15 protein-coding genes and 1 pseudogene are annotated in these 18,820 nt (G+C 66.3%); 5 read left to right on the top strand and 11 right to left on the bottom strand.

The genetic code is table 11. From position 1 onward, the window contains the following. Nucleotides 1–202: 202 nt before the first annotated feature. Nucleotides 203–3,424, top strand: a complete 3,222-nt coding sequence (locus J7E91_RS28555; protein ID WP_214909493.1) for a Tn3 family transposase — start codon at nt 203–205, stop codon at nt 3,422–3,424. 47 nt (nt 3,425–3,471) lie between these two features. On the opposite strand, the gene J7E91_RS28550 is transcribed toward J7E91_RS28555, so the two are convergent. Together J7E91_RS28550 and J7E91_RS28545 are read right to left on the bottom strand one after the other, a co-directional pair. Beyond that, complete coding sequence (locus J7E91_RS28550; protein ID WP_251016369.1) at nt 3,472–4,197, bottom strand: TetR/AcrR family transcriptional regulator; 726 nt, start codon at nt 4,195–4,197, stop codon at nt 3,472–3,474. A gap of 257 nt (nt 4,198–4,454) precedes the next feature. Further along, entirely contained in the window at nt 4,455–5,522 is a 1,068-nt protein-coding gene (locus J7E91_RS28545; protein ID WP_214909491.1) for a hypothetical protein, read from the bottom strand. Nucleotides 5,523–5,783: 261 nt separating this feature from the next. Between J7E91_RS28545 and J7E91_RS28540 the strand changes: the two genes are divergently transcribed. Both J7E91_RS28540 and J7E91_RS28535 read left to right on the top strand, forming a co-directional pair. Then, a complete protein-coding gene (locus J7E91_RS28540; protein WP_214909490.1) occupies nt 5,784–6,851 on the top strand; it encodes a tyrosine-type recombinase/integrase in 1,068 nt (355 codons plus the stop codon). Nucleotides 6,852–7,156: 305 nt separating this feature from the next. Continuing rightward, entirely contained in the window at nt 7,157–7,624 is a 468-nt protein-coding gene (locus J7E91_RS28535; protein WP_251016368.1) for an SUKH-4 family immunity protein, read from the top strand. Nucleotides 7,625–7,648: 24 nt separating this feature from the next. Here J7E91_RS28535 and J7E91_RS28530 read toward each other — a convergent pair whose 3' ends face one another. The 9 genes and pseudogenes from J7E91_RS28530 to eccB form a co-directional block, all read right to left on the bottom strand. Beyond that, nucleotides 7,649–8,263 carry a transposase gene (locus J7E91_RS28530; protein WP_214909489.1) on the bottom strand — a complete coding sequence of 205 codons (615 nt, stop codon included), beginning with the start codon at nt 8,261–8,263 and terminating at the stop codon, nt 7,649–7,651. Further along, nucleotides 8,176–8,712, bottom strand: a pseudogene (locus J7E91_RS28525) (winged helix-turn-helix domain-containing protein); the annotation flags it as partial. The pseudogene J7E91_RS28525 and the gene J7E91_RS28530, both read right to left, overlap by 88 nt. Nucleotides 8,713–9,113: 401 nt before the next feature. Further along, a complete protein-coding gene (gene mycP, locus J7E91_RS28520) occupies nt 9,114–10,358 on the bottom strand; it encodes a type VII secretion-associated serine protease mycosin (protein WP_308377401.1) in 1,245 nt (414 codons plus the stop codon). 126 nt (nt 10,359–10,484) lie between these two features. Next, on the bottom strand, nt 10,485–11,933 hold the full coding sequence (locus J7E91_RS28515; RefSeq protein ID WP_214909485.1) for a hypothetical protein: 1,449 nt from the start codon (nt 11,931–11,933) through the stop codon (nt 10,485–10,487). A gap of 36 nt (nt 11,934–11,969) precedes the next feature. Beyond that, nucleotides 11,970–12,320 (bottom strand): hypothetical protein, encoded by a 351-nt coding sequence (locus J7E91_RS28510; RefSeq protein ID WP_214909483.1) that lies wholly within the window; start codon nt 12,318–12,320, stop codon nt 11,970–11,972. Nucleotides 12,321–12,383: 63 nt separating this feature from the next. Next, the gene (gene mycP, locus J7E91_RS28505; RefSeq protein WP_214909481.1) at nt 12,384–13,670 is read right to left on the bottom strand and encodes a type VII secretion-associated serine protease mycosin; all 1,287 of its coding nucleotides are present in this window, start codon (nt 13,668–13,670) and stop codon (nt 12,384–12,386) included. Between the two features lie 155 nt (nt 13,671–13,825). Continuing rightward, on the bottom strand, nt 13,826–14,110 hold the full coding sequence (locus J7E91_RS28500; protein ID WP_214909479.1) for a WXG100 family type VII secretion target: 285 nt from the start codon (nt 14,108–14,110) through the stop codon (nt 13,826–13,828). Nucleotides 14,111–14,159: 49 nt separating this feature from the next. Next, complete coding sequence (locus J7E91_RS28495; RefSeq protein WP_028814813.1) at nt 14,160–14,471, bottom strand: WXG100 family type VII secretion target; 312 nt, start codon at nt 14,469–14,471, stop codon at nt 14,160–14,162. Between the two features lie 206 nt (nt 14,472–14,677). Beyond that, nucleotides 14,678–16,255: a type VII secretion protein EccB gene (eccB, locus tag J7E91_RS28490; RefSeq protein ID WP_214909477.1), complete on the bottom strand. Its 1,578-nt coding sequence runs from the start codon at nt 16,253–16,255 to the stop codon at nt 14,678–14,680. Between the two features lie 309 nt (nt 16,256–16,564). Here eccB and eccE point away from each other — a divergent pair, with 309 nt between their 5' ends. Together eccE and J7E91_RS28480 are read left to right on the top strand one after the other, a co-directional pair. Then, entirely contained in the window at nt 16,565–17,899 is a 1,335-nt protein-coding gene (gene eccE / locus J7E91_RS28485; RefSeq protein ID WP_214909475.1) for a type VII secretion protein EccE, read from the top strand. Beyond that, nucleotides 17,899–18,738 (top strand): hypothetical protein, encoded by an 840-nt coding sequence (locus J7E91_RS28480; RefSeq protein ID WP_214909473.1) that lies wholly within the window; start codon nt 17,899–17,901, stop codon nt 18,736–18,738. Before eccE ends, J7E91_RS28480 begins: the two co-directional genes overlap by 1 nt. Nucleotides 18,739–18,820 lie beyond the last annotated feature (82 nt).

The raw sequence follows: 18,820 nt of genomic DNA, 5'->3' as shown, positions 1-18,820 counted from the left end.
GAAAGACATAGAGACACCCCCCGTCGGCGCCGCCGACACCACCGCCTACCGCATTGACCACGGCGCTCTTGGGGTGTGACCGAGATACGCGCCAAAGGGGCAACGAGATGATCTTGAAGCCCTGACGCCCGTCGCCCGTCACCCATTCGGCTCAGTGTCGTTGGTGGTGATGTTGAGCGTCGTCTGGGGCCTGGGGTGGGTTGTGACATCGATTGAACGGACCGCGTATCCGCGGTTCAAGCGGCTGATCACCGCGCATGAGCTGCATCTGTTCTTCTCGCCGAGCCGCGATGAGCTGGAGTGGGCGGCCGATGCTACGGACTGCGATGAGCATCTGCTGGCCCTGCTGCTGATGCTGAAGTCGTACCGGCGTATGGGGTGTTTCCCCGCGCTGGAGGACGTCCCGGAGATGGTGGTGGACTTCGTGCGCCGGGCGGTGGGGCTGCCGGATGGCACGCTGCCGGTGTACCGGGCGGAGCGGACCGCCAAGCACCACCGGGGCCTGGTCCGCAAGCAGGCCGGCGTGACGTACGACCAGGCCAAGGCCCGGGGGATCGTCGAGCAGTCGATCCGCAAGGAAGCCGCGGCGAAGAACCGCCCGGCGGATCTGATCAACATCGCGCTGGAGAAGGTGGTGGAGGCCGGGCTGGAGCTGCCGGGGTTCTCCACCTTCGACAAGATGGCCTCGAAAATCCGCACCGAGGTGAACGCCTCGATCCGCGCAGGTATCCACGATCGCATGAGCGGCGCTCAGCGGGCGGGGCTCATGCGGCTGCTGGAGGAGCGCGACAGCGACGGGACGACGCTGTTCAACCGGCTGAAGAAGCCCGCGCAGGGCCCGACCTGGTCGCACTTCAAGAACCTGACCAAGCGTCTGGAATGGCTGGACGAGCTGGGCGACACCGATGTATGGATGGACGGAGTCGCCGCGGGGAAGATCACCGACTTTGCCGGAGAGGCGGACGCGGCGGATGCCTCGGAGCTGCGGGACTTCGTCTCCGTCAAACGCATCGCGCTGGTCGCGGCCCTGACGCACAAGGCGAGGATGCGGGTGCGGGACGACCTGGCGACGATGTTCTGCAAGCGCGTGGCGACGAAGATCAAGAAGGCCAAGGTGGAGCTGGAGGAGATCCGGCTCTCCGAGCGGGAGATCGTCGAGGCTCTGATCGGGAACTACCGCACGGTGCTCAAGCACATCGACGAGGGCGGCCCGGCACAGGAGGCGTTGGAGAAGGCCGCGGCCATGACCGCCGAGGTACGCCAGGCCCTTCAGGGTCTGGACGAGGAGGCGTCGGTGGACGAGGTCGCGACGCGGTTGGAGGGCAGGGTCTCCCCGGCAGTCCTCGCCCTGGTGAAGGCCCAGGTGGTGCAGGCCGGCGGGTTCGGCGCGGTCACGCAGGCGGTGGACGGCTTCGGTGGATTCGCGAAACAGTACGAGCAGATCGAGAAGGTCTCTGCCCACCACGGCAACTTCTGGGAAGTGCTGCTGTATGGGCAGATCGGCCGGGACCGGGCGGTGATGTTCGACCTGGCCGACAACGACAAGCTGGAGTTCACCGCGACCAGCGAGGACAGCCGGGTCTTGGACGCACTCGCGCACGCCCAGCGGCACCAGGCGGCCCGTGGCGAGTACATCACCGCCTTCAACGAGGAGGGCAAGGAGGTCGACCTCTCCTTCGCCACCCAGAACTGGCGCAAGGCTGTGGTCGACAAGACCCGGACCGGGCAGTTCGTCCGCAAGCACTTCGAGGCGATGGTCTTCACTGCCCTCGCCGAGGAACTGCGCACCGGCGACGTTGCGGTGGTCGGCTCGGAGGAATACGCGGACTGGTCCGAACAGCTGCTGGCTTGGGAGGTCGTCCAGGAGACGCTGGGGTCCTATCTGGTGGAGGTCGGCCTGTGCGAGGCGGGCGAGAGCACCGAGTTCGACGCGAAGTTCTTCCGTCGGCAGCTGGAGGACAAGCTGCGGAACGCTGCTGCGGCGGCAGACGCCGGGTACCCGGAGAACGACGGCCTGGTCATCGACCCCGAGACGGGCATCCCCTCACTGAAGGCGTTTAGGGCGGACGGTCAGCGGCCCTCGGCGAAGCGGCTGGAGCAGGAGATCAAGGCGAGGATGCCGGAGCGTTCCCTGATGGGGATCGTGGCCCGGACCGCGTACTGGGTGGAGTGGTGGCGCCGTTTCGGCCCGCCTTCCGGCAACGAGCCCAAGCTCACCGACCCCCTGGGCCGCTACGTGATCGTCACGTTCGTCAAGGGCACCAACATGGGCCCGTACGAGGCCGCCCGGCACATCCCCGGGGTGAGCGGGCACGAGCTGTCGTACGTCGCCAACAAGCACTTCTCGATCGTGCTGCTGAACGAGGCGGTCGCCGACCTGGTGAACGCGCACGCCCGCCTGGACATCTCGCAAGCGTGGGGCGACGGGACCACAGTTGCGGCGGACGGCACCCACATGGACACATATCTCGACAACCTGCTCTCCGAGACGAGCGTCAGGTATGGCAAGCCGGGGGGAATCGCCTACCACCATGTCTCGGACACCTATATCGCGCTGTTCACGCACTTCATCCCGTGCGGGGTGTGGGAGGCCGTCTACATCATCGAGGGCCTGCTGAAGAACACCTCCGAGGTGCAGCCGACCACCGTGCACGCGGATACCCAAGGCCAGAGCTTCCCCGTCTTCGCGCTCGCCCACCTGCTGGGCTTCGATCTGATGCCCAGGATCAGAAACTGGAAGGAACTGACCTTCTACCGGCCGAGCAAGCAGAGCGAGTACGTTCACATCGACGCCCTGTTCGGCGAGCCGGGCAAGCACGTCATCGACTTCGACCTGATCGAGTCCCAGTTCCGCCACCTGATGCGCGTGGCCGTCTCCGTACGCGAGGGCACCATCTCCTCCTCCACACTGCTCAAGCGGCTGCGGTCGGGGTCGAGGAAGAACGCCACCTATGCGGCCTTCCGCGAGGTCGGCCGCGTGATCCGCACCGTCCAGCTCCTGCGCTACCTTTCCGACGCGCCGCTGCGCCGGCGGGTGACCGCGGCGACGAACAAGGTGGAGTCGTTCAACCGGTTCTCCCAGTGGATCGGGTTCGGCAACCGCGGCGTGATCGCGGACAACGACCCGATCGAGCAGGAGAAGGCGATGAAGTTCAACGCGCTACTCACGAACGCGGTGATCTTCCACAACGCCCTGGACATCGCGGAGATCGTGCGGCAGTTGTTGGAGGAGGGATGGGAGATCGACCCGGAGGACCTGGCGCACATCTCGCCGTACCTGACCGAGCACATCAACCGGTTCGGCGAGTACAGCACGCACGAACTCGGCATCCAGCCCGAGGCGTATGACCCGAAGCTGGACGTCGACTTCACCCCGTTGCGCGAGCAGGACCTGACCGCTGCCGGCCTCAGTCAGGCGGCCTGATCACATCCTGGCCTCGCTCCCGATGGTGCCATGTCCCTCCAGCGGGCTTATCGGGTCGGCGGCTGGTACTGCTCTTCTAGCCCCATGCCACGCATCAGGTCTTGCATCAGCAGCTCGAACATGGGCTCTTGGTCGGAAAAGAGAGGGGCGAAGTGTGCAAAGACCTCCAGCGCGACCTGGCCGTAGATCGACCGCCAACAGCTCAGCATCACCACCATCGCGCCGGGCGGAAGGTCCACGCCGGTGTCTTCCCGGTAGTCCTGCATCTGCTGCCGCAGACACGGATCCATCTCATCCTCGGCGAGAATCGGAAACGGACGCGTCGTCCACAGCTGCACGAAGACCTGACCCCAGACGGCGGCAAGTCGCCGCACCCAGGCACTAGTCAGCTCGGCGTGGACGTCACCGGCAGCTGCCGAGGGTGTGCCGAAGAGCAGGTTGAACTCACGCGGTCGCGTTATGAACCACTCTCGGAACACGCGCGTGGGTTCAATCATGCGCATCGCGAAGTTGTTGTCGGGCTGTGAATCGACAGCGGCCTGGAGGCCTTGGACCAGGTCGTCGACGATGTCCTCGGCGACCCGGTACACGATCTCTGGGAGCCCTCCTTTGAAGTGGTGATAGAGGGCGGCAGAGGTCACGCCGACACGCCTTGCAATCGCGGCAAGGGTGAGGGCATCGATGCCCTGGTGCGTGATGATGTTACGGGCGGCGGACCGCACTTCTGCGGACATCTCAGCGCGCATCCGCTCACGTCGCCCCGGTGTCGCCATCTGCCGCCCCTCCTTACAACCTGGCCTCATTCAGGGAGCACGCTACGTCGTCGTTTCTCGGATAAATCAGTGCGGTAGTCGTTTGCGTAGATTCGCCGGGGCCATGAAAGCCATTCGGACTTCGTCGGGTTTACCTGCGAGCTCCGCCTGAATTGGCCCTCATCGCTCTGATGAACCAGCGCTTGACCCGCCGCGCGGCGGCGGCTCAGAAGTCCGCTGGGTGGCGGGTGAGCCCCACGGCCAAATTTCGTTGGAGGTCAGCCTTGAATCGAGATCGAGAAGAGCTTGTGCGCTTCCTGGTCTCCCTCATTGGTCCTCTCCTGGCGAACACTGTCAGGACCGCGGACATCTAGGGTAATCTTGGTCAATTTGTTCGTGGGGACTCCGACCAGGACGAGGGTCGCTGTGTCGGTCGCTCCGGGCGCGTTCCGACCGCCAAGGTCGTATCCCGTACAGGAACCTTCATCCCATTGGAAGTAATCATCGATGCCGCTGGGGACGTTCTTAGTGGAAACCAAGGCGGAGTCCGGGGAGAATTTGATTGAATCCTCCCAACCTGGATCGTTGGTATTGGTCAGCTCGATTGTTACGGGAACGATCGATGTACCAGGAAGAGCCTTTAATCCGCACGCGGCATAATTTTGCGTGGCCTCGCCAACTGTGGCGGTAACCACCCCCCGGGCGCGGTAGAGGGTTTTCTCGCCCGCAAGGTTGGTGGAACTGCCCGTGATGTCGAAGTTGACTGTCTTGGACTCTGGCGCTTCGGACTCGCCAATACCGGAGCCGTGCACGCCGCCCGTGTCTCCGGTGACAGATGACTGGTCACCTCCTTCCGAACCGCTGTCGCCGCCAAACCACCGCGTGACGCCGTAGCCGCCAAGCACAACGGCCAGGACGGCGAATGCGCCGATGCCGATGCGGATGTTGCGCTTCTTGCTGTTGTCGATGTTGCCGCCGGCGACCTGGTGGCGCTTCCCGCTGATGCCTCCACCGCTGATGTTGACCTGGTGGTGCGGCGAGCCGGAGGTGGCGGTGCCCTGGCTCGTGGCCTGGTGGTAGAGGTTGACCGCATCATTTAGGGCCTGTGCGTACGAGGGGTCACTCTGAGCGGCACCGGCGAGAATGCTCGCGGCCTCCATCCGCCGCCCGGAATCCTGCGGAGTCTCCTCGAACCGTTCCAGGGCTCTTGTGCCGTCATCAGTCGTCCGCAGACGCTGCCTCACCAGGTCCGACACGGCGCTGGCAGCCATGTTCTGGACGACTCCGGATAGGAAGTCCCCTGCGATGCCCACCGCTGCCGCCGCCAGGATCCCAAGCTCCACCATTGCTTTCCTCCCCGTGGTGCGGGCCAATTGCCCCTGAAGTAAAGAACCTTTAGAAAGTAGCGCACGCTTAAAGATCATTTCTCTAGTTGGGTACACCATGAGGGCGACCTTGGCGTGAGCAGTCGGCGCCTGTCGCAGTAAATGCCGGATTTACCGCGACGGAGCCCCTACCGTGATCATCGCGACCTGCGGCGGGCCGTTCCGGCCGCCGGGACGAGGTGTACGCATTTACTGCGGCAGCGCTAGAGAGGTGGGGCGGGCATGTCGATCGAACCAGTGACCGAGATTGGGAGCGGGGGCGTGTTGCGGCTGCCGCGCGCCCGCATCGTGCCCATGTCCGCCCCTCCCGCGTCGTACACCGCGGCGGTCGACCGGTACTTGACGGGTGCGGGCATCGCGAAGTCCTCCGCGCGGATCTACCGGATCTCGCTGACGACATGGGGATGGATGCTCACCGGCGAACCCGCGCCGACCGGACCAGCCCGCCGGGGCGCGAAGCCGCCTCTCTTCCCCGTCGCCGCGATCGACGACCCGGCGCTGCCGGAGCTGCTGTCCGAGCTGGCGGCGGCACGGGCGGATGAGATGGACGCCGACACCGTCAACCGGGAGCTGTCCATCGCGCGCAAGGCGATCGGCTGGTGGCAGCGCCAGGGCTGGATCGAACGCGATCCGACGATCGGCATCGAGCGGCGGCCGGCCCCGCCGGACCGGACCAAGGCCCTGGCCGAGAACCAGATCGCCGCCCTGTGGTGCCTGGACGTCGGACTCCGGGAGAAGACGCAGTGGAAGATGCTCTACGAGTCCGCCGCACGGGCCGACGAAGTGCTGTGCCTGAACGTGGAAGACCTGTACCCGCAGGACAAGCGCGGCAGGATCACCGCCAAGGGCGGGGCGACGGAGTGGATTCACTGGCAGTCCGGGACCGCCCAGCTGTTGCCACGTCTGATTGCCCGCCGCACTCGCGGCCCGCTGTTCCTCACCGACCGCAAAGCCCCGGCCGGAACGCCGACGCTCGACGTGTGCCCGGAGACCAGCCGGGCCCGGCTCTCCTACCGCCGGGCTGAGGAGATCTTCGAGGAGAACACCCGGCTGCTGGCCAACCCGCTCGCCTCACCCGAGGACATCGAGGACCTGGACGGCTGGACACTTCACCGGCTCCGGCACAGTGCCCTGACACACGACGCCGAGAGCGGCACATCCACCCCGATGCTGCTGGCCCGCTCCCGCCACGCCTCCGTGCGCTCCCTGGAGCGGTACGCCCGCCCCGGCGTCGACTCGGTCGCCCGGCACGTCGCCGAGCGGGACCCTGCCGCCCGCCGTCACAGGTGAGTCCGAGCGCATCAAGGCTTCAAGATCATCTCGTTGCCCCTTTGGCCCGTATCTCGGTCACACCCCCTCTTCAGTCACTCCGACTTGTCACTGCCCGTGGCCTTGGAGACTCCGTCAACAGCGACTCCATCCCCGACATTTCCTACTAGCTCACCCACTACTGAACTTGATTGGGTGATGTCGGGACCGGCCGCCCGATGTGTGAGTCGCCTGTCTCGCGGGCCGGTGGGTGTTGCCGGGCAGTCCATTGGGAGAGGATCCTGTGGTGAGCCAGCCCCTGCCGCAGTTGCAAGCCCGAGTTCGTCTTGATCCCCATCGAGGCCCCACCCGACGTGCCCACCCAGATCGCTGTGGATCTCGGCGAGACTGGCATCCCAGGCGGGTTGATCGGATACGAGTACCGGCCGCTGAGCGAGCCGGTGTACTTCGGGGGGTTCGGTGAGCGGGGGCTTGTCGTCATCGCGACGAGTGGCCTGTTCGGACGCACCGCCGTCGACGTGGCCACTGGTCACTTGGTGCAGATCCCCAAGATCAAGTCAGCGATGGCCAATCACGTAAACAGCGACCTCGACTCCTTCAACCGATGCGCCGCTGCCGTGATCGCACGCTTCCCGTTCTACGCGGAGGACGACGAGGAGAGATTCGAGGAGGTGGCGGAAGAGCTGCGCGATCTCATCTCCGCCATCGACGAGACCGCTCTCGCGCACAACGGGTTCTGGGATACCTTCTGCGACGATGTGGCGATCGGGGACTATGCGAACTGGGATGCATGATCCGGGGCCGGTCCCCGGCTTCGGTCAGCCGTCCAGGCTCAGGCCGGTGGCAGCGATGCAGCCGTCGACGAGGCCAGGGCGGTACTGGATCCCCTTGAGCTGACGCTTCACGGCTCTGGTGATCTCACCGAGGTCCGCGGCGGCCAGGTTGCCCAAGTCTCGCTTGACCAGCGCCCAGATGCCCTCGGTCGGATTGAGGTCAGGAGCGTAAGCCGGGAGTTGGAACACAGTCAGCCACTCGGCATTCGCGTCGATGAACTCTTTCATACCGGCAGTCAGGTGGAGGCGGACGTTGTCCCAAACCAGCACGATCGGACCCCCGAGCTGGAGACGGGCGCGAACGACAAGGTCGCGGAAGTCCCGCCAGCCGAAGCCCTTCGGCTCGTCCTTACGGCCCCGATACTCGCGGATCGCATAGATGAGCCGGGACCGCCGGCCCGGCTTGAAGCAGGCCATGCCCGCCATCGACACCCGTCCCGAACCGCGGCCTCGAACCCGCACGATCGGGGTCTGACCGATCCGCCCCCAGGACCTGGGACGCGGCGGAGCCATCGACTGCCCGGCCTCGTCCTCGAAGACGATCCAGGCCCCGCGCTCCGCCGCGATGCTCTTACCCGCGGCCAGGTCTCCTTCTTCCACACCTCAACCGCCTCATCGTCCCGTTCGATGGCCCGCCTGGTCGGCTGCTGCCAGCTCCACCCGTGCCGCCTCAGCAACCGCCACGTGCCCTCGACGGTGTAAGAGACCTGGAACAGCCGACCGATCAACGTCTTGATCCGCGCCAGCGTCCACCGCTGGTCCGCCCAGCCGTGGACCAGTGGACCACGCTCCAACTCACGCTCCAACCTGGCGATCTGGATATCACTGAGCCGAGACCGCCCCGGAGAGCCCTGCGAAAGCACCCCGGCCTCGCCACGCTCGCGCCAGGCCCGGCGCCACCGCTCCACCCACCGCTCGCTCACCCGCAAAGCGGCGGCGATCTCCCGGCTTGTCTCCCCACCCTCGAAACGGACGACAGCCTGCAACCGGATCCGCTCCCGCGCGGCCCTCCCGGCGTCGGTCAGCCCACCACCCTGCGCGTATCTCACTCCCCAGGAGCTACCGGAGCAAGCAGGCCGCTGTCAGGCGAACCGTCCCGACATCACTCAATCAAGTTCAGTAGCATCCACGCCGGGGTCGACAACAGCAACAGTCACTCCTTCGCCCTGAGATGTCTTCCATACCCTCTCCGCATCGAACACCCGAAGCGGCCACTGCTGATCCCTGATGGAATCTGCTGACGCCAAGGAGACTGAAGTGAGGAGCAAGGCCCCTGCCAGGGCCACGACTCCTGCCGTGGACCAGACTCGCTTGACACCCATTCCCTGCTCCTCAACTACGCCTGGTTACGCCAGGCTGCATAAGCGAACCGTCGGAAGCATGCCAACCCGACCGCTTATGTACCTACTCGATGTTGCGCGGCACGTTGCGCTTGCGGTCCTCTAGAGCTCTACGGCCGCTGGTACGAGTTGGCGTTACCTGGGTTGTGGGGTGTTCCGGCGGGTGGACACGACGAGTGGTTCGGGTAACCGCCGCCAGGCCTCCCGGGGCCTCCGTTGCCGCGGTTTCGGCGGCTGCGGATTACCGCGATAGCGATCCCGGCGATGACGACTACGGCTGCGATGCCGGCGATGACGAAGATGCTGCCGGACGAAGACTTCTGCTTGGCCTGGGGCGCGCTGCTGTTGTTGCCATCGGATGCGTTGCCAGAGTTCGAGGTGGAGGACTGCTGCTGGACCTTACCGAGGGGGCCTTCCTTCGGGCCCTCGGGGATGTCCATCGTGAGCGCCTTGTTGGGGCGGATGATGCCGTAGCCGTATTCTCTATCAGGGGCTTTGAGACCCTTGTGGTCAAGGAAGGAAGCCGACTTGATTAGGCGGTTGATCACCTGACCTGCGGTCAGATCCGGGTACTTGGCCCGGACCAGAGCGGCTGTGGCAGATACGTAGGCGGTGGCAGCGGAGGTACCGTCCGCCAAGGAGTACCCATTCGACTTGTGTTTATTTGCGGCGACGATGTCTACACCGGGAGCCACAAGTGTCAGCCCTTTTCCGGAATTAGATTTCTCCCACACGTTTGCATACTTGTCCACGGCACCGACAGAGACCACACCTGGCAACCCTGCGGGTTCGTTGAGGGCAAGGATGCCTTCGTTTCCGGAACTCGCTACTACCACGACATCGTGGGCCTGAGCATATGCAATTGCTTCACGCCCCTCACTCAGAGTCCTGGAGTGGCTGTCACCAAAAGACAGGTTGATGACCTTGGCACCCTTGTCCACGGCATAGTGAACAGCCTCTGCCCAAGTTTCATCCTCAAAATCATCACTCTTCTTCTGGATCGCACGCAACGGCAAGATCTTCGCCTTTGGCGCGAATCCCACCATGCCGGATTCATTCTTCGCACCGTGGCCGTGACCAGCAATAATGCTGGCCATGCTGGTGCCATGCCCAAATAGATCCTCTTGGGCATTCCCGCCGCCGGTGAAATCTTTCCCTTCAAGAACCTGGCCGGTCAGATCAGGATGCGAGGCATCGACACCGGAATCCACGACAGCGACGGTGACACCCTCCCCCTGAGTCACAGCCCATGTGTCCTGCATTCGAAACGCGTCCAAGACCCACTGCTGGTCCCGGACATAGTCAGCTGACGCGGTCGGTGCTGATGTGAGGAGCAAGGCTCCCGTCAGCGCCACAACGCCCGTCGTGGACCAGACTCGCTTGGCACCCAATTCCTTGCTCCTCACTCAACTTCGACTGGTTCCGCCAGTCTTCATACAGGCGAGCCGCGCGGAGGTTCCGCGCGGCTCGCGTGTGTGTGCCTACTCGATGTTGCGCGGCACGTTCCGGTTGCGGTCCTCTTCCGAGATCCAGGTCTCTTCGTCCTCGACCAGGTAGTCGGGACGGTCACCCCGCTCATTCTCTTCTCCGGAGCGACGGCCGTTGCGACCGCCCATGCCGCCTCCAGCCATGCCACCCGCCATGCCGCCGCGGCTGCCGTGCAGGCCCGCGCCGCCGCCGGCTCCCTTGGCGGTGATGCCCTGGGCCGCGCCGACTACGCCGCCGCGAGCCTTGGCGAGGGGCCCACGGCCGCCGGTTCCGGCGCCCGCGCGGCCAGCCGCGCCGGCTCCGGCGCCACCACCCATGCCGCCCATGCCGGGGCGGCCTCCGGCGCTACGGCCCGCACCTCCGGCGACACTCGGGCCGCCGACCCGACCGCCACCGCCACGAACGGGGCTGATTCCGCCGCGAGTACCGGCCGGGCGAGGGCCTCCTCCGGAGCCGCTGGGGACCACGAGGCCAGGGCCTGGGGTTCCTCCGCCGCCACCGCCGCCGCCACCGCCACTGATGGGCCCCGGGTGGCTGGGGCCCGGTCCTGTCAGTCCGGGCTTGATGCTGTCCACGTTGGTTCCGGTCGTGGGCGGGAGCTGCGCACCCCCCGTGATGCCCTTGGGGCGGGGAACCTCAGGCGCCTGGCCAACACCCTTGGGTGGGCCCGCACTCCACGGCTTGGTGGCTGCACCTGAGGCTCCTGGCCGGGCGCCGCCAGCTACACCGCCGCCGGAGACGGGCGGCGGGTACTCAACGTTACGGTCCGGCTCCCCGACGGTGCCGTCGTCCCCAATTTTCGGGGGATTATTCTTCAAATTCCGCGTGACCCGCATGTAGTTAGCCCCGAGAGTCTCCATCACGGTGACTGCCTTCAGGTGCTCAAATCTACTGCTGCTGATATCACTCTCGTTCTCTTGAGCAATCTGTTCAGCGCTCTTGTCGCCTCTTGCTAGCGCCTTGTCTGCCCCCTCCCCATCACGGCCGATGTCTTCAGTAAACCAGTCGCCAAACTTCTCCCCGTTACCGGGTTCTTGGATCGCGTCCAGATCCGTCTTGGCCTGACGCAGCTGCTCCGAAGCATCAGCCATCTGCGAACGGTTCAGGTCGGCATGCCATGCCGTATTCCTGATGCTCGTCGAGATCTTCGCTGCCTCCTTCCCGAAGGCCGTGGAGGCTTCCCCGCCCCAGTGCTCCTGAACATCTTTGACGTGCTTGTCGAGCAGACCAGCGATCCCGCCTCCCTCACCTCCGACAAGGAACTTATAGACCTCGCCCCAGTTAACGCTCGTGTCGTGGATCAGACCATGATTAACCCCTTCGAGCATCCGCTTGAGTTCCTTGAGCGGATAATCGATGAAATCAGTCTTAGTCTCGGGGCGCCCAGCAATGCAGGCCTCCCCCTCAAGTACCGGCTTCGACTGCTCTTTACCGTCAGTCATGGCGGCCCCTCCCTCAGTCAGTGATTTACGATCGGACTACGACTCGAACTTCTTGCCTGGACCCTTGTCTCCGCCACCGTATTGCTGCTCGTTTGCGTACTCCTGCTCGCTGTACTTGTCTCTGACCTTGGAAGTGCTCTTACCAAATTGATTGATCAACCGATGGAGTGAAGCGATCGCGGTTTCAAGGTCAGCCTTTGTGTCGTTATGAGCATCAAAGAGGTCTCTGGCCTCCTTGAATCTGTGGTCGGAGCCGAACGCGGAGAGCGGGATATTCGTCCCATACGTTGACTTCTTACCCACCTCGTCCATTTGGTCCAGCAGCGCCCAAAGCCGCCTGATGACCTCATCCAGCGCACTCAGATCGACCCGCATTCCGTCACTCATTCCCCGTGTCCTCTCCCCTGTTTTCCAATTTTCCAGCGCCCGCTCGCGCTCAAGTGCCCTGAACTACCTTGACTGTCCAGCCCGCTTGCTCTGCCAGTCCCGTACCGCCACGCCGCTGCCGCTCACCAGAAGTACCAGCAGCAGTCCCGCGCCCACCACGTACATCGCGACCCGGCGCTCCTGTTCCGCCTCCGTCTCGCCCATCGTTACTGCCATGGGGATGACCTCGCCCGCGCCCTGGGCCACCGGTGGGTCCGGTTGGGGGCGGGTGCCTGGGTCGGAGTCGTCCGAGAGGGCGGCTACTGGGTCCACTACGCCCCAGCCCAGGTAGCGGTTCGCCTCGCGGCCCGGGCGTTGGGCGGATTCCTGGATGCGGGTGGTGATCTGGGCCGCGTTCCAGTCCGGGTGCTTTTGCTTGAGCAGAGCCGCTACGCCCGCTACGTACGGGGCCGCGAAGCTCGTGCCGTCCGCCGCGCACTGGCCGCCCTTCGGGACGGTCGAGACCATGCCGACGCCCGGGGCCGCCACGTCCACGAAGTCGCCCGCCTGCGAGAAGAAGGCGCGTTCGTTGTTGCGGTCGGAGGCCGCCACCGCCAGGACGCCCGGGTACGACGCCGGGTACGTGTCTGCCGACTTGCCGTCGGCGCCGTCGTTGCCGGATGCCGCGATGATCAGGGCGCCGGCCTTCACGGCCTTCGCCACCGTGTTGCGCAGTATCGCGTTGTCCTTCTTGTTCGCCGTGTCCGACGAAATGTTGATGATCTTCACGCCCTTGGCGACCGCGTCCTCGATCGCGGCGGACATCGTTCCCGAGTCGCCCTGCTTCTCCTCGCCGCCCGTGTAGCGGAGGGAGAGGATCTTGGCCTCCGAGGCTATGCCCGCGAAGCCGGTGCCCGGCATCTCGCGGGCCGCGATGATGCCGGCCACCCGGGTGCCGTGACCCTCGATGTCCGCTGTGCCGTCCTTCGAGTTGCCGACGTAGTCCTTGCCTCCGGCGGCCATCGCGCCTCGCAACTGCGGGTTCGAGTCGTCGACGCCGGTGTCGATCACGGCGACCGTCACGCCCTTGCCCGTGGCCTGCTCGCGCAGCTGGTCCAGCAGTACGCGCTGGAGCGACCACGGCGTGGCCTTGATGACGTCGCCACCGAAGTCGCACTCGGAGCTCGAGGACAGGCCGAAGGACGGGTTGTCATCGGCTGCGAGGCGGGTGGGAGCGGCGGGAGCTGCCGTGGCTACTGCGGGCGGGGCGGTCGTGAGACACACCCCGGTGACCGCGAGAACGCCAAATGCCCGCTGCAGTGCGCGGGTTCCACTCGTGCGCGTACGCGGACGGGGTGTCAGGACCCCCATGTTCAGGCTCCCCAGGCTTTCTTGCTTCGTCGAAGGTCTAGTTGTTGCGATAGGTGTTGCTCTGGTTGTTGCTCTAGTTGTTGCAGAAGTGGGGCGGCCCAGCTGACGCCATTGCGTCGGCCGGGCCGGCCCATCTCGTCTCACCCCGGGTTGGATCAGCCCCAGGTGTTGGCGTTGCTCTTCTCAGTGGCCTGGTAGTTCTCGGCCGAGCTCTGCAGCGCCGCGGAGATCTTCATCAGCGTCGCGTGCAGGGCGGCGGCGGTCTTGTCCCAGTCGCGCTGCCGGCGCTGGTAACCCTCCTGCGCCTCACCTTCCCAGGTGGTGGCGACGCGCCGGACAGCGGCCTCGACGTCGTCGAGCTGCTGCTTGATGCGGCCGGCGGTGTTCTTCACGTCCGTGGACGCGTTGGTGATGGTGGCGTAATTGACGAGAATCGACATCGTTGCTCCCTTTCAGGAAGAAGTCTTGAGGAGGCGGGGAGAGAGTGGATCAGCCGAAGTCGGACATGATCTTGCTGACTTCAGCGTTCTGCTGCTCTTCCGACGCGGTGTAGTTGCTCCGCGTGGAGTCCACGGCTTCCTTGATGCCTTCGAGGATCTCGCTCATCCTCTTCGCCTCTTCGTTCCACCTGTTCTGGAGCTCGTGGTACGACTTGGCCGCTTGGCCCTGCCAGCCGCCCGCGACCTGGTCGATCACTCCGCTGAGGCGGCGGATCTCGCCCTGAATCTGACCATTCACCGTGGTGATCTGGCCCGAGAGCCTGGTCAGCTCATCTTCTGTTACCCGAAACTGCCCGGCCATGGTGAACCTTCCCCCATGTCGTTGATGGTCCGGGAAGCCTGTGCCACTCCCCGGATAAGCGTCATATCAATGAGCGCTGCAAGCACTCTATCGCCCGTCCGTCGCACATCCACATGTAGTGGTTATCAGTTACAGACTTCACACACATGCGCGACGACACTGTGATCGATTACGTCCAAGTCCCGGCGGCATTGCCCCCGTTGGGCTCACTGGCTCTGCGGCTGCGCCGCGCTGGTGGTGTCGAGCGTGGGTCCCTTCGGGATGAACTCCGCCCACGACTGCGGAACGACCGCGGAGTTCACGAGCTTCTCGTATCCCAGTCGTGTGCGCGCCTTGTCCGTCTCGCTCGCCTCGCCCTCCGACGAGGACCCGGCGCCGCTCTTGTCCGCCGCGCTGTCGTTGTTCGACGGCAGCGAGTACCGCAGGCCCGTGTCCGTCAGCAGGTACGTGCCGCCACCGCCCTCCGCCGCGCCGGTGACCTCCTGGAAGAGCAGCCCCGAGCCCGAAGAGACGTACGCGTTCAGCGAGTCGGCGATGACCTTCTTGGGGTACGCCGTCCCTGCCCAGGCGGCGAGCTTCGGCTTGTTGTCCGCTCCGAGGGTGCCGCTGTAGACGCTGCACGAGGTGTTCCGCGCCGCACTGGCCGCCGTCGCCACCGGGTTGGCCTGCACCGGGACGGTCTGCGGCCAGCCCTTGTCCGCGTAGAAGTTCTTTGCCGAGCCCTGGTTGGCCTTGATGATCTCCGAGGTACTGGCCTTGATGTAGTCGGGATCGCCGGTTCCGTACGCGACCTCGGCGGACGGCGAGTGCTTGAGCAGATTGGCGACGAACGGCGTGATGGCCGCGACCCGGTCCTTCAGCACGACGTAGTACTGGTCCCCTTGGGCGTCCTGCGCCTTGAGGACCCGGCCCACCGTCCCCGCCTCGGCCGGAAGCCCTTCGACCCCCGTCTGCGTGCCGACGTCCGGCACCGTCGGGAACGTAATGGCGCCGCGCAGGATGAAGGTCCGCAGCCACTCCGTGCTCACCGGCTGCGGCTCGGGCGCCGTGCCGATGACCGCGGCCTTCAGCTGCTCCATCTCGGTGTCGTCAAGACCCGATGTGCCGCCCAGCAGGAACGCGTTGCCCTTGCCGTCGATCAGGTATTCCAGCTTCGTCTTGGTGTCGACGACGTACAGCGCCTCTCGCGCGTCGACCTTGCCCGTGTCTGAAACCGACTTCGCGTCCTTGGCGTTGAGGACGAAGACGGCGCGGTCGATCGACGTGTTCGAGCCGCGCGCCGGGCGCTCGCAGACCGCCCAGGTCTTCGGCCTCTCGGCGTCCTCCTTGGTGGGCAGCCGGTCGGGGGCGTACGGGATGCCGAGCGTCGCGCCGTGCGGGATGCCGCTCTTGTCGATCTCCTTGCCGGGGACCTCGATGACGGTGCCCTTGCCCTTGTCCAGAAGGAGCTTGGCGGAGGCGTAGTTGAGGACGGGGTGCAGCGTCGCGACCTTCTTGCCGCCCTCGCCCTTGTCGTTGATCACGACGTAGCGCGTCGTCGAATCGCTGTCGACGATGATGTGCTGACCGGGGGTGTTCCAGCCCTTGGGCGCCGAGGGCTTGATCACACCCCAGGCGATGAAGCCGATCACCAGGACAACACCCACCGCCAAGCTGGGCATTACTGTACGAATAGGACGCGGCGCACCTTCGTCGGAACCCCCGGGCGAAGGTGCCAGGAACGCAGCGACAGTGCGCTTGCGAGCGAACGTATAGGCGGCGAGCTCATCCCGACGCGTTGCCATGGTCCTGGCTCTCCCGTTTGGTCGTGCGTAGTCGTGCGTATACGTGAAGACTTCTGCCGAACAGGCCACCTACTATGCACTGCGCCGCGCGACCGTGATCCACCAGGTGTGCGGTCCCCGCCGCATCTTCACAGGCCTGTGCCATGTTCGTAGCCCGGCACCTGTGTCGCCCCGTGTTCATCAACGGGTACCGTGACCACTCGCACAACTGACGTGGGCAATTGTGGCCCCTGGCCCCGTCGCTGAGATCCGCGCAACCGGATCCGCGCCGACGACGGCCACCACTTCGCGAAAGGGATGTCCCGGGGGATGACCAGCGCTACGAGCACTCGGCGCGGACGCCGCGCACCGCAGCAACCGGGCCGCGGCCGCAGAGCCGCGCCGGCCCCGGCTCCCGCGGCCACCGGCAACTCCGCGGCGCCGCGCACGCTTCCCCACCCCGGCGGCCTGGGTCCGCTGCGGCTTCAGCAGCTGATTCTGGTCGAGCTGGCGGCGGCCGTCATGCTGGCCGCCTGGGTCACCGCCGAGCGGTGGCTGCTCGCCCCGGCCGGCGCCGTCGCCGCGCTGCTGCTGCTCCTGGCGGTCCTGCGCCGCCACCACCGGCCGCTGCCCGAGTGGTACGAGACGGCCCGCTCCCTCAAGCGCCGCCAGCGCGAGGCCAAGCTGCCCGTCCCGCCCGGTACGGACCCGATGCTGGCCCCGACCGTGGAGTGCGACCCCGCCCTGCGGACGTACACCTTCGTCTCCCGTGACGACCGTTCGATCGGCATGATCGGCGACGGGTCCTTCCTGACCGCCGTGCTCTTCGTGCAGCCGGGCGACGAGCCGCTGCGCCCCGCGTTCGCCGGGCGGCAGCTGCCGCTCCAGCTGATCCAGGACGCCCTTGAGGTCGACGGCATCAAGCTCGCCTCCGCGCAGATCGTGCAGCACACCCAGCCGGCGCCCGCGCCGCATCTGCCCCAGCAGTCCGTCGCCGCACGGTCGTACGGACCGCTCCAGGCCCAGGCCGGTTCCCCCGCGCTCCGGCTCACCTGGGTCGCCCTCAAGCTCGACCCGGAGCTGTGCCCCGAGGCGGTGGAGGCGCGCGGCGACGGCGTCCCCGGCGCCCAGCGCGCGCTGCTGCGCGTGGCGGACCAGCTGGCGAGCAGGCTGGCCGGAGCCGGCTTCGAGGCGACCATCCTGGACGAGAACGAGCTCGTACAGGCGCTCGCGACGTCGAGCTGCCTCAACCCGCGGGCCAACGCGCAGCACGGCCAGCAGGGTCAGGACGGGCGGCCGGCTCAGCGGCGTACGGTCGAGTCGGTGCGCAGCTGGCGGGTCGACGACCGGTGGCACTCCACCTACTGGATCTCCCGCTGGCCGCAGTTGGGGGACGGCGGCGTCGCACTGCCGCGGCTCATCACGCAGTTCACCTCGCTGCCCGTACTCGCCACGACGTTCAGCATGACCCTGAGCAAGGCCGGAAACCGCGGCATCTCCGTCACCGGGCACGTGCGCATCACCGGCCGCGGCGAGAATGAACTCGGCCAGGTCCGGCGTGAGTTGGAGCGTGCCGCGAGCGCGTCCAAGGTCGGCCTCGTGCGCCTCGACCGGGAACAGGTCCCCGGAGCACTCGCCACCCTGCCGCTCGGAGGTACGTACTGATGTCATACCCGACGCCGACCATGAACCCGGGGCAGCGCGGCCAGGAGCCCGCCCGCACACCGGCGCACGTGGCCTCGCCCACCGACACCGGCCTGATCCCGATCATCCGGCCGGAGACGCCCCAGCAGCAACGGCGCATCTTCAGCCCGGGGTTCGGGCTGCGCGGACCGCGCCGTAACCGTCATGTCGTCACCGCCGAGGAGATCGCGGCGATCAGCATGCCGATCGGTGACGACGGCGTCGTCATCGGCACCGACACGCAGTCCCAGCCCGCGGTGCTCGGCCTGGCCCGGCCCACCCCCTTCGACGTCGTCGTCGTGGGCGGCCTGTGGATCGCACAGGTACTGGCGCTGCGCGCGGCCGCGACCGGTGCGCGCGTGGCCGTCGAGACCGGACGCCCCCAGGCCTGGCAGCAGCTCGCCCAGGCGGCGGGCGGCGGTCAGCAGTGCATGACGGTCTATCCGGTGGGCCGCGTGCCCGCGCAGGGTCCTTCCGTGTCCAGCCCGGTGGTGCTGATCCGCGACTGCGGTGTACGTCCGCCGCGCGGGCGGGTGACCTCGCTGCCGTGGCAGGCCGTGGTGACCGTGCTGCCGTTCGTCGGCGAGCACGCGCCCCGCTGGCTGGCGCAGGCGCAGTTGGTCGGAATCCAGCGCATCTCGCCCCAGGAGACCGAGGTCGTACGGGAGACCCTCGGCATCCCGGCGGAGCACCTCGAGATGCTGCCGACGCTCTCCGACAACGTCGCCCTGTGGTGCACGCGCAAGCACCGCAAGTACGTCATGACCGAGCCCACGGACGCGGAGACGGGTCTGCTCGGCATGGCCCGCCGACTGGACTGAGGGCCGCGCCGAGCGTCGTGGGCGGGGCGTCGGGCGGGCGTGGTGCCGGGGGAACATGGGAGCCGGTCCGCACGCAAGGGCG

It is taken from the genome of Streptomyces sp. ISL-99 (genome assembly GCF_018614005.1).
GTDB lineage: Bacteria > Actinomycetota > Actinomycetes > Streptomycetales > Streptomycetaceae > Streptomyces > Streptomyces flavidovirens.
This window is presented reverse-complemented; position numbering and strand designations above follow the sequence as displayed.

What these genes read in the sequence shown, in the direction of transcription:
- J7E91_RS28550 (WP_251016369.1), bottom strand. Translation starts at nt 4,197, where the DNA reads ATGGCGACACCGGGGCGACGTGAGCGGATGCGCGCTGAGATGTCCGCA.
- J7E91_RS28545 (WP_214909491.1), bottom strand. Translation starts at nt 5,522, where the DNA reads ATGGTGGAGCTTGGGATCCTGGCGGCGGCAGCGGTGGGCATCGCAGGG.
- J7E91_RS28540 (WP_214909490.1), top strand. Translation starts at nt 5,784, where the DNA reads ATGTCGATCGAACCAGTGACCGAGATTGGGAGCGGGGGCGTGTTGCGG.
- J7E91_RS28515 (WP_214909485.1), bottom strand. Translation starts at nt 11,933, where the DNA reads ATGACTGACGGTAAAGAGCAGTCGAAGCCGGTACTTGAGGGGGAGGCC.
- J7E91_RS28510 (WP_214909483.1), bottom strand. Translation starts at nt 12,320, where the DNA reads ATGAGTGACGGAATGCGGGTCGATCTGAGTGCGCTGGATGAGGTCATC.
- mycP (WP_214909481.1), bottom strand. Translation starts at nt 13,670, where the DNA reads ATGGGGGTCCTGACACCCCGTCCGCGTACGCGCACGAGTGGAACCCGC.
- J7E91_RS28500 (WP_214909479.1), bottom strand. Translation starts at nt 14,110, where the DNA reads ATGTCGATTCTCGTCAATTACGCCACCATCACCAACGCGTCCACGGAC.
- J7E91_RS28495 (WP_028814813.1), bottom strand. Translation starts at nt 14,471, where the DNA reads ATGGCCGGGCAGTTTCGGGTAACAGAAGATGAGCTGACCAGGCTCTCG.
- eccB (WP_214909477.1), bottom strand. Translation starts at nt 16,255, where the DNA reads ATGGCAACGCGTCGGGATGAGCTCGCCGCCTATACGTTCGCTCGCAAG.
- eccE (WP_214909475.1), top strand. Translation starts at nt 16,565, where the DNA reads ATGACCAGCGCTACGAGCACTCGGCGCGGACGCCGCGCACCGCAGCAA.
- J7E91_RS28480 (WP_214909473.1), top strand. Translation starts at nt 17,899, where the DNA reads ATGTCATACCCGACGCCGACCATGAACCCGGGGCAGCGCGGCCAGGAG.